The 11194-nt window shown below is 60.7% G+C and carries 7 protein-coding genes and 1 pseudogene; 5 read left to right on the top strand and 3 right to left on the bottom strand.

What is annotated here, in order from left to right; translation table 11 throughout:
• Positions 1–46: 46 nt before the first annotated feature.
• Positions 47–3052 (bottom strand): DUF5801 repeats-in-toxin domain-containing protein, encoded by a 3006-nt coding sequence (locus tag ACTJKM_RS23070; protein WP_440661015.1) that lies wholly within the window; start codon positions 3050–3052, stop codon positions 47–49.
• Positions 3053–3761: 709 nt separating this feature from the next.
• Positions 3762–4450 (bottom strand): annotated as a pseudogene (locus ACTJKM_RS23065) (substrate-binding domain-containing protein); the annotation flags it as partial.
• Between the two features lie 298 nt (positions 4451–4748).
• Between ACTJKM_RS23065 and cmoA the strand changes: the two are divergent.
• The 4 genes from cmoA to ACTJKM_RS23045 all read left to right on the top strand — a co-directional run bounded on the left by cmoA (position 4749) and on the right by ACTJKM_RS23045 (position 8381).
• On the top strand, positions 4749–5516 hold the full coding sequence (cmoA, locus tag ACTJKM_RS23060) for a carboxy-S-adenosyl-L-methionine synthase CmoA (RefSeq protein ID WP_093233263.1): 768 nt from the start codon (positions 4749–4751) through the stop codon (positions 5514–5516).
• A gap of 12 nt (positions 5517–5528) precedes the next feature.
• Positions 5529–6263, top strand: a complete 735-nt coding sequence (locus ACTJKM_RS23055) for a methyltransferase family protein (RefSeq protein ID WP_440639534.1) — start codon at positions 5529–5531, stop codon at positions 6261–6263.
• Positions 6264–6406: 143 nt separating this feature from the next.
• A complete protein-coding gene (locus ACTJKM_RS23050) occupies positions 6407–7060 on the top strand; it encodes a response regulator (RefSeq protein ID WP_440661083.1) in 654 nt (217 codons plus the stop codon).
• A 4-nt stretch (positions 7061–7064) separates the two neighbouring features.
• Positions 7065–8381, top strand: a complete 1317-nt coding sequence (locus ACTJKM_RS23045) for an ATP-binding protein (protein ID WP_440661014.1) — start codon at positions 7065–7067, stop codon at positions 8379–8381.
• A 37-nt stretch (positions 8382–8418) separates the two neighbouring features.
• Here the strand turns inward: ACTJKM_RS23045 and ACTJKM_RS23040 are convergent, their stop codons facing one another.
• Positions 8419–9744 carry an MFS transporter gene (locus ACTJKM_RS23040; protein ID WP_058326967.1) on the bottom strand — a complete coding sequence of 442 codons (1326 nt, stop codon included), beginning with the start codon at positions 9742–9744 and terminating at the stop codon, positions 8419–8421.
• Between the two features lie 326 nt (positions 9745–10070).
• Here ACTJKM_RS23040 and cyoA point away from each other — a divergent pair, with 326 nt between their 5' ends.
• Positions 10071–11150, top strand: coding sequence for a ubiquinol oxidase subunit II (gene cyoA / locus ACTJKM_RS23035; RefSeq protein WP_113511222.1), 1080 nt, complete (start codon positions 10071–10073; stop codon positions 11148–11150).
• Positions 11151–11194 lie beyond the last annotated feature (44 nt).

Below are 11194 nucleotides of genomic sequence, written 5' to 3'. Positions count from 1 at the left end.
AATACTCTGCTGGGAAGGGTGCGAGCCCGCCCTCNCTCGCACCGTGTCAGACGACCGTCTCGGCAAGATCGATCGTGAACGAGTCCGAACTGCTGTCGCCATCACCGTCGAACAACGTCGCGGTGAAGTCCATGCTCAGCGGTTCCGGTTCGAATGCCTGCTCGACGGAGAACGCGATCACTGGGACCTTAATGGTTCCCTTCCCCATGGTGAGCTGGATCGCGTCGATTTGCTTGGCCCCGCCATCGATCTCGAAGGAAACGCCGCCCGACGCCACGCCTGAGGTGACCGGGGTCAGCATGCCGGCCGTGACCTTCACCGGGGCCTGGACGGACCCGTCGGTAAAATAGACGGTGAAATACAGATCCTCGGTGGCCGGATTATAGCCGCCGACGGAGTTGTCGATGAACACCGTCACCTTGTCCACCACCTTTTCCGGGTTGACGACGAAGCTCTCGTCGCCCGAGGTGATCGTGGTGCCTGCAAACGCTCCAGTCCCGGCGCCCTGATCCGCGCCGTTGAGATTGTTGTTGTTGACGCCGATGCCCGAGGTCGACACGTTCATCTGCGTCCCTGGGGTGATCAGGCCTGGGAGCGGGAGCAGCGCCTCGATCTGCCCCTCCGTCAGGTCGGTGGCTCCAACAACAACGAGATCCTCGATGTCGTTAGTGGCGGGGGGTGGGGTCCCGTTTTCGAACGGCGCGATTGGGACGACGCCGAAGAACACGATGTCGTCGGCTCCCGCCTCGCTGCCGCCGAACAACAGAGTCTGCACCGCGTCGGGACCGCCGGCCTTCAGCGACCCCTGCGAGGTGTCGAAGGTGATGATGGTCGTAGGCGGAGTCGTCACCTCGAGGTCGTAGGTGTTGGCCGCCCGATTGAAGGTGAGCGTGAACTCCACGGTCTCGTCGATCCCGTCGCCGTTGAAGTCGTCGGTGATGGATCCGTCGAAGGCCAGGCCCGTCTGCGTGAGCGCGCTGCCGGGTTGGGCACCGTTGGCGTCGATCTCGTAGCCGTCAAAGGTCACGCTCAGCGACGCGAACCCGTCGCTGCCGGGATCGTCGTCGGACCAGGTCCCTTCGGCACCTGCCGCGTATGTCCCGCTGGTGTCATTGACCGTGACGGCTGGCCCGTCATCCTCGAACTTGAGCGTCAACGGGTTGACCGCGGTCGCGCTGTCGGTATCGCCGTCACCGTCGGTGATGTGCTGCACCACGAACAGGTTGGCGGTGGCCGCCATCGTCAGCGCGTCGTCATGCGCTGCTGCGCTGCTGCCGTCGGTCGTGTGCTCGAGCGTCGCGCTGCTGCGGGTAAGGGTCACCTCGCCCGTCGAGCCGTTGATCGAGACGGTGAAGGCAAGCGTGCCACCCACGACACCCTTGTGGCCCTCCCACAGGGTGTCGCTGACCTTGAACAGCCGGATCTCGTTGGCCGCGCCGGACTCGCCGGTGAGCCACAGCCCCGTCTGCGCGTTGTCGGTGCCCGACAGCGTGTAGCTGACGCTGCCCTCGTCGTCCTCGCCGAAGGCCGGGGCCTCGAACAGGGCGGCGATCGTCGCCGCCGCAATCGTTGCCGTGTTCACCCCGTCGCCGTTGGGCGGCAGCGGAGACTCGTCAACCGTCGCCGTCGGTCCTGCAACGTTCTTCGCCACGGCATTCGGCCCGTCATCCTCGAACCTGACCTTCGAGCCGATTTCCTCGACGTCGCTCGCAACTTGAGTAATTTTGAAGCCGCCAAGATCGAAGGACACGTTGCTGCCTGACGGCTGGTCATTTCGGATCAGCACGCGGTTGTGGGCGCTATCCGTGGTGTACTGGATGACATCGTTGTCCTTCACGCCGGTGATTGTGGCGCCGAGGCCCGTGAGCGTGATGGTCAGGGTGTTGGTGACGTCGATCCCTCCGCGGATAACTTGCACCGACGCGATATTGATCTGGGTGTCGCCGGTCACAAGCGGGTCATTGTTGTTGATATAGTTAGTCCCCGTTCCGTCTGCCGTGAGATAGGCCTCGAGCTCCACGGTTGCGGTCGTGTTAGAACTGCCCGGATTCATCTGCGAGATCGTGAGTCCGGCACCCAGAACGTCTTGGGCATAGCCGCTAAATGCAATGTTAGCCTCGACGTTTGCCTCGGTTGGGCTGAGAGGCTGCCCCGGATTATTGCCGGCGTTGGGCCCGGCGATATAATCCGCGTTGGCCCCCGTCACAAAGGTGACCACCAACGCCTTTTGGGCCTTGATATGTTGACCTTCGGTGCCGAGTGTGGTGGGACCGCCCCCCTGACTTGAACTGACGGTGTCGCCGTCATTTGACACGTGCTGGCCGGCCGACTGGTTGGCCGGATCCTCGCCGGTGATAAGGATCGCCAGCGATGTGTCTCCGAACATCATGAAGAGGTTCTGGCCCGAAGGCGCGTTTGCGAAGGAGAAGTTGTTCTCCCCGATGGCGGAGACGAACAGCTTGTCCGTCAGGTCGAGGAAGTCGTCATGATCAGCAACCGTGCTGCCGTCCACGTCGTGTGCGATTGTGTAGCCGTCCGCGATCACGGTCCACATCTTTGCGCCGGTGGTGATGCCGGATGTCTTGACCTCCTCAAGATAGATCGCGAACGCGATGGGATCGTCGCCGCTGTCCCCAGCCACGCCGTAGACGATGTTGTTGTTGGTCGGATCGGTGAAAAGAAAGATTTCCGTGATCGTCCCGTCGTCAGCAACCGCGGACAAACCGCTGTTGAAGGTGGACGTCGCGCCTGACACGTAAGCCGTGAAGGCGACTCCATCCTCGCCGGTGAGCGCGAAGTCGCTGGACGCGGTGGCGCCGGTGACGGTGATGATGTTACTGCTGGTGGTGCCGTTGTAACCGCTCAGCGCCGCCTCATCCACTGCCAAGGTGTAGAAGCTTAGCCGGCCCGAAAATGCCGTCGGTAGGCTGCCGCTCGAAATATCATTATCGTCGGCGTCGCCTGCAGGTGACGGTGTGGCGGCCTCGTTTTGCAGACCATCGGTTTCATCGAGAACGACAAATGCGCCAGTCGGTGTGATCGTGATTGCCATTGTTTTTCTCCCTCACGGAACCGCCCTAATCGGTCGGTGGCGTTTCAGCCCTCCCGCTGGATTGCCGGAGTGGCTTTGGCGCGCCTGCTGTCGCGTTTGTCGAGGGGAACTTCTGACGGCAGGCCGCCGGCAAGAATCGGGCACGCAGATGGCTCCCGGCCGCAGAACGATCTGCAAGCCAGAGAACAAGTCACGCCGTCGATGGAAATAATCCGCTAGTGACCATCTCGTGATGAACATCGCTGAATTACCTTCACGCGTGTCCGCGCAAGGCACCCTCTCTCAGATGAGGTCGTCAGCTATCTCTCTCGGTAATCAGCCATCTGTCTCGGTTAGGAGAACACCCAGCCCCCAACAACACTGCGGCACGCTGGGAAAGGTAGCGGCGGCATCATTACGAAGCTCCAATTCGGGGTTTTCTTCAAGCTACCCTTCCGTGCTACGTACAAAGAGCTAACGTTTGGCGTCATGATTATGGTTTGATGATTCATCGACTTAGCGCGACAAATGTACACTTAGGTGGAGGTCGATCCTGGCGGCTCTTGACGAGCACGAAGATGCGGCTCATGCCCGGCATGCCGGTAGAGGTCATGATCCTCAATCACCAGCAAACGTTCCTGCAATACATGATCAATCAACCCGTTAACGCGGTCGCTGACGAAGAGCATCCGCGATCACTGAGCCGAAATGAGCGATGCTGCCTTCCTCGCTAGACGCCCCACACCACGGCTTGCTCGTGCCGGTGGATGAGATGCTGAAGCTGGTCGAAGCTGTGGCGGATATGTTCGAGAATTTTTCGATGGCCGGGGTATGCGCCGAGGTCGCACGTCTCAGAAGCCCAAGGGCACGTTCCGGGTGCGGGACGGAAACCGGAAGTGCTGTGATCGATTTTTCGTTGCGTAGCGCGAAGACGACGCTGTGCGGAAGCACAGTCAAGGCGTCGATACCCTTCAGATAGTTGACGAGGCTCATGAGTGAGCCGCCCGTGTAGCGTATCTTGATCTCGGTAGCCCCGAAGGAGAGCAGCAGGCTATGAAGATCCGCAAGCAGCGGACTTCCCGGCGGCGGCGCCACCCAGGGATATTCGAGAAGCTGCGACGGCTGCGGCCGTCTCTTCAACAGAAGCGGATGCGTGACCCGGCAGGCGACGACGTTTCGGCCGGGAAGCACCTTCTGGAACGCCAAGCCCGATCCCTCCTCAAGAATATCGAGCGGGCAGATGGCAAGATCGATCTGATCGCCCTTAAGGGCAGCGCGCAGATCGGCCATGTAGCCGTAGCTCTGGTCAATCCTGACGTCGGGGTTTTGTGCCTGGAAGTCTGCGATCATCGGCGCGATCAAGGCGTCCATGAAAAATGGCGTGCCGCCGACGCGCACCAGACCGCTTTTTGTGGCCCGGCTTGCCGGGAAACACTGCTTGCCGATTTGCTGATGCTTCTGCCGCGCAGGACCAGCGCTCCGCACCGCCGGCGGTTGCGGTCGACAGGTGACACCGAGCCGCTCAACGCGCTTTCCTCGCGAATCCATCTAAACAAAGAGTGACGCGGATCTTGCTTGAGCGCAGGCGTTTTGCAGAACAACCTTTCAGGTTCATGTCAGGTTTGGATGGCCTTCTGCCGGCGGATCGACCATTTCAGAAACACGGGCGAGGTGCCTGGATGTTCGAAGTGCGTCGGAAGGACAAAGGACTGTGCGAATGGTTGGCAAGGCACCGCACCTTCACGTGCACGAGAACAACAACCGGAGAGACGAGGTTTTTGCCGCCGCGGACACGGCGGTTGGCGATTTTGCGTTCAATGCGACGGTAGCGGCCGTCTTCGACGACATGGTCAGCCGATCGGTTCCCTACTATGGCGAGATTCAGCGGATGGTCTGTGAACTCGCCGGAGATTTCGCCGAGGCCGATACCAACCTCTATGACATCGGTTGTTCGACGGCCACGACGCTCCTCGGCCTCGATGCCCTGGTCGATCCGGCGGTGCGCTTCGTCGGCATCGACAACGCTCCCGACATGATCGAGAAGGCGCGGGAGAAGATCGTCCAGGCCAACACCAGTCGGGCGATCGACCTGAGGGTCAGCGACCTGCATTACGGGGCGGACATTCACAATGCGAGCGTCGTCATGATGCTCCTGACGCTGCAATTCGTGCGTCCGCTCTATCGCGAGCGGGTAATGCACACGATCTACAACGGGCTGAATGAACGCGGTGCGCTTATTCTCGTCGAAAAGCTCACCAGCGAGAACTCGACGTTCAACCGCCTGTTCATCGAGCACTATTACGATTTCAAGCGCCGCAACGGTTACTCCGACATCGAGATCACCAAGAAGCGCGAAGCGCTCGAGAACGTGCTCATTCCCTACCGATTGGATGAAAATCTCCAACTCCTGAAGGAAGTGGGCTTCCGCAGCGTCGAGGTCTTTTTCCGCTGGTACAATTTCTGCGGCATCATCGCCATCAAGTAAGAAAGATCGGCAATGATCGCTATCGGTAATTTTCTCTTCCGTTTCCGGAACCAACTGTTTCCGGCCATCATCATTGTTCTGTTTCTGCTGGCGCCGCCTCCGGCCCTGGTGCTGGATAGCGCAGCGTTAACGCTCGCCAAGGAACTCGCGGCCGTACTGGTCATCCTGGCCGGCCTCACCCTGCGTGCGACCGTGGTCGGGTACAAATACATTCAGCGCGGCGGCCTGAAGAAAAAGGTCTACGCCAAGAATCTCGTTACGGAAGGCATGTTCGGCGTCTGTCGCAACCCGCTCTACGTTGGAAACATGCTGCTTTATTCAGGCGTCTTCCTACTGCACGGCAATCCGCTTCTCGTCGTCTTCGGCATCGGGCTCTTTGCCTTCATGTACCAGTGCATCGTTTATGCCGAAGAAGCCTTCCTCGACAGAACGTTCGGCGAAGCCTACCAGGCCTATTGCCGCGACGTGCCGCGATGGGCATTGCGAATGAGGAACTTGGCGCAGTCTACCGAAGGAATGTCGTTCAACGTCAAGCGCGTTATCGGCAAGGACTACTCGACTGTCTCAGCCGCGATGATCGCAATCCTCGCGACCGAAATGTACAAGTTCGCGAGCAATGCCCCCGTGGAACACAATACCCGTGTACTCGCGGCACTCGGCGTTCTGATGGCGCTTGTTGCCATCAGCACGGCGATCGTCAGCTACATGAAGAGGCGCGGCGCGTTTCGCGAACGCGCCGCATCCTAGCGATCCGCCAGAGCCCATTGCTCCACGATCGCGACCATCCATGCGTCGGCGGCGCTGCCGCAAAGTGATGCGCAATGTTTCAGGGGCTTGACGCCCATCCCCCATCGAACATAGGCAAGGACGAACAAGTGTCCGGTGATATCTTGAGAGTCCTACTAGTCGAAGACGATCAGGTTCTGGGGGAGGCGCTGCGCGACCATGTCGCGGCGGCCGGCCACGCCGTCGATTGGTTTACGCGCATTGCCGATGCCACGGCCGCGACGGAGACGGTTCTCTATGGTCTGATACTGCTCGACCTTCGATTGCCTGACGGTTCGGGGCTATCGCTCCTGCGCTCGCTGCGGATGCGGGGCGACGGCACGCCCGTCATCATCCTGACGGCACACGACCAGATCTCCGATCGCATCGAAGGATTGAACAGCGGGGCCGACGACTATCTGGTCAAGCCGTTCGATCTCGGTGAGCTGAGTGCCCGCATGCTGGCCGTTTCCAGGCGGTATGTCGGCAAGGCGACGCCAACGGTCCGCCTTCCCGGCATAGAGATCGATCAGGTTCATCGCAAGGTGCTGGTCGAAGGTGAAATCCAGAGCCTCAGCGCAAGAGAATGGGCCGTGCTCGACAAACTCGTCGCCCACCCCGGCGCGCTGGTTTCGAAAGAGCAACTCCACGACGCGCTCTACGCCTTTGGCGCTGAGATCGAAAGCAATACGGTCGAGGTCTATATCAGCCGCCTGCGCAAGAAGATCGGCTCCGACCGGATCGAGACCGTGCGGGGCCTCGGCTACAGCATCAGGTGACTGGATGTCGCGCGTTGCAAGCATGACCCGCAGGCTGACCATCGCGCTGACGAGCGTCGTCGCCATCTTCTGGTTCGTCGCGCTCGGCCTTGGCGTTTATGTCATGCAGGACGAATTCACCGAGATTTTCGACAGCGGTGTCCAGGAAACGGCCGAACGGCTGCTGCAAATCGTAGTCGACGACATCGCCCGCGACCGTGCCGATGGCACACCCGCCGCCGGCCTGGTCGCGCCAGCGCTGAATTCACAATATCTAGCCTATCAGGTCCGCGATCGCAGCGGCAGGGTGTTGTTTGACGACGGCGCGCCAGAACCCTTCGCCGTTCCGCTTGAGGTCGGTTTCTCGGAAACGGCAACGCAACGGATCTACACCGCCGGAACAGCCGACGGCTCCCTCTTCGTGCAGGTGGCTGACGCCTTCGAGCATCGCACCGAAGCCCTCTTCGAGGGCGGCACGGCGCTTCTCTTGCCGTTGCTGGCCCTGATTCCGACCAGCATCATCGCCATCATCCTTGTCGCGCGACGCGCGCTTGCGCCGGTCGAACGGTTGCGCGAAGAAATCCTTACCAAGGACAGCGGCAACATGGCCCCGCTCGATGAAGCGGCCCTGCCGAAAGAACTGCGGGCAATTGCCCGTTCGGTGAACCTTTTGCTGACGAGACTCAAGGCCGCGCTCGAAGCAGAACGGGAGTTCACCTCCAACAGCGCCCATGAACTGAGGACCCCGATCGCCGGTGCACTCGCGCAGACACAGCGGCTTGCGAGCGAAGTGCCTCCCCCTTTTCGGCAACGAACCAGCCAGATCGAACGCGCGCTGCTTCACCTCGGACGGCTGGCGGAGAAGCTGTTGCAGATGTCGCGGGCCGAAGCCGGGATCGCCATCTCGGACGAAAGCACGGACCTGTTGCCGGTGCTGGCTCTTGTGCTGGAGGACATGGAGCGGTCGGCGCTCGGCGCAAGCCGTCTCGAGGTTCATGTCGCCGAAGGCGCCGAACTTGTGCGTCCGATTCCCCCCGATGCCTTTGCGATCGTCCTGCGCAATCTCCTGGAGAATGCACTTATCCATAGTCCTTCCGGCAGCCCGGTCAGCATCGACGTCGATGCGCAAGGCGTGCGCGTCACCAACGACAGTGTCGTCATCGACGCGGATACCTTGAATGGCCTGACCAAGCGTTTCAATCGCGGGCCGACGGAAGCTTCCGGCTCCGGCCTCGGCCTTGCGATCGTGCAGCGACTGGTGGAACAAATGCACGGACGACTGCTGATCGCTTCGCCGGCCCCGGGGATGGACCGGGGCTTTCATGTCGAAGTTCGTCTCTGACGATTGTCAGGCTGGGCGTCGTCGCCCTGACATGCCCTTACTGCTGATCGAGCGCGCGGGTCAGGCTGAGCGCGGCGATCGTGCAGATCGCACCTGAAATCAGATATCCGCCGATGAAGATGATGCCGAAGCTGCTGGCAAGGCCGAGTGCGACGAGCGGCGCAAAGGCCGCGCCAACGAGCCAGGCGAGGTCGGATGTCAGCGCCGCACCGGTGTAGCGATAGTACTGGGTGAAGCGCGACGAAACGGCTCCGGAGGACTGGCCGAAAGATAGGCCGAGGATGGCGAAGCCGATCAGGATATACGCATCCTGGCCCTTGCCGCCGGCATCGAGAAGGAACGGCGCGGAGAAGCTGAAAATCGCGATCAGGATGGCGCCGATCATCAGCTGGTTTCGCCGACCGATCCGGTCGGCGATCACGCCCGACAGCACGATGCCGATGGCGCCGAGAGCGGCACCTGCAACCTGGACCCACAGGAATTCGGCTGCCGACTGACCGCCGGTGAGCGTTATCCAGCTCAAGGGGAAGATGGTCACGAGGTGGAACATCGCGAAGCTCGCAAGCGGCACGAAGGCGCCGAGCACGACATCGATGCTGTGCTTGCTCAGCATCTCGAAGATCGGCCTGGCCTCAAGCTCCTTGGCCTCCATGGCCGCACCGAACTCCTTGCTGGCAACGATGCGCAGACGCGCAAAGAGCGCCACAACGTTGATCGCGAAAGCGACAAAGAAAGGATAGCGCCAACCCCAGGCGAGGAAGTCCGCCTCGGAAAGGCTGCTGACGAAATAGCCGAAAAGAATGCTCGCCAGCGCAAAGCCGATCGGCGCGCCGAGCTGTGGGATCATAGCGTACCAGCCGCGGTGATTCTGCGGCGCGTTGAGGTTCAACAGTGAGGCGAGACCGTCCCAGGCGCCGCCAAGCGCAAAACCCTGTCCAAGGCGGAACAACGCCAACAGGGCCACAGCCCAGTAGCCGATCGTATCGTAGCCAGGCAGGAAGGCGATCGATGCCGTTGAGCCGCCGAGGATGACGAGCGCGATGGTGAGTTTCGTGCCGCGTCCGTAGTTCCGGTCGACCCACATGAAGACGAAGGACCCAACGGGGCGTGCGAGGAAGGCGAGGGGGAACAGCGCGAAGGACATCAGCGTCGCGGTCACCGCATTGGACGCGAACGGAAAGATCAACTTCGGGAAGACAAGGATCGAACCGAGCCCGTAGACGAAGAAATCGAAGAATTCGGAGGTTCGCCCGATGACCACCCCAATGGCGATGCTACCCGGCGACAGAGGTTTGTCGTCTTCATGAATGCGACGTGCATCCCGCTCGAGACCAGACGATGTGGGGTGAGAGACCGAAACCATGAATTTCTCCGACGAACGAACGTCTTGTCGTTAGAGTGTTGACCAATTGGCGTCTGATATCAAGAATGCCGCGCACGTACATGCGCACATGCCTCATTTGAGTTCGTGCCTAACGTTCGCTGGAACAGCTGGCATCGGACCGACAATAGACTTTGCGCCCGTACAAACGCGCATAGAGCGATAAGGCTGTCACTGCACTGCGGCAAAATGCTGCGCTGCGACGATGGACCTCACTTCCATGCGCGATCATGCCCGAGTAATGCCGACTAGACAAAACGCAAGTTGAGGCCGCAATGCCGAAGCCATTCAGTTTAGCCGGACGATCGATGATATCCGTCCTGTTGCTCTCGACACTCACGGGATGCAACATGGTTGTGATGTCGCCATCCGGCGATATTGCCGCACAGCAGAGGGATCTGATCGTCATTTCGACGGTCCTGATGCTGCTGATCATCGTACCCGTCATTTTCCTGACGCTTTTCTTCGCCTGGCGCTATCGCCAGTCGAACACGGCCGCCAAATATGATCCGGAATGGCACCATTCCACCGGTCTCGAAGTCATCATCTGGTCGGCGCCGCTGGCGATCATCATCGCGCTCGGGGCGATCACCTGGGTGAGCACACACAAGCTCGATCCCTACCGGCCGCTCGACCGCATCGATGCGGCACGCCCGGTGACGGAAGAGATGAAGCCGATCACGGTCGAGGTCGTAGCTCTCGACTGGAAATGGCTGTTTTTCTATCCGGACTATGGCATCGCGACAGTCAACGAGATGGCAGCACCCGTGGACGTGCCGATCAACTTCAAGATCACAGCATCCTCGGTGATGAACTCCTTTTATGTTCCGGCGCTCGCCGGCATGATCTATGCCATGCCCGGAATGGAGACCAAGCTGCACGCCGTCATCAACAAGGCGGGCGAATACGAAGGGCTCTCATCCAACTATAGCGGTGACGGCTTCTCGCATATGCGCTTCAAGTTCCACGGTGTGGACAGGGCGGGCTTTGACCAGTGGGTCGCCCGGGCGAAGCAGAACGGCACGATGCTCAACCGCGATGCCTACCTGAAGCTCGAAAAGCCGAGCATCAAGGAGCCGGTGCGCTACTACGCCTCCGTTGACGACGGCCTCTATGAGGCGGTGCTCAACATGTGCGTGCGGGAAGGGCAAATGTGCATGAAGGACATGATGCACATCGACATGATGGGCGGCGCCGGCGTCGAAAGCCACGAGAACCGCGCCAAGCTCGAGCATGACAACCGTCATGCCGGTGGCGCAGCGGAAGCCTCCGCGCCTGCCGCAACCTTCCCCGAAACCGGCAATCCCGCCAAAAGCGAGGAACCGGCCGAGGGCGTCAAGGAAGAGCAGCCAGCGCCGATGAACCACGATATGCACAAGACGCAGTAGGAATTCGCGCGCTCGCCGGCTCCGATCCAGCGGGCGCCAAGGTC

The sequence above is a fragment of the Ensifer sp. 22460 genome (genome assembly GCF_052044935.1).
Taxonomy (GTDB): Bacteria; Pseudomonadota; Alphaproteobacteria; order Rhizobiales; family Rhizobiaceae; genus Ensifer.
Note: the sequence above shows the minus strand (reverse complement) of the source record. Positions and strands in the feature narration are given on the sequence as shown.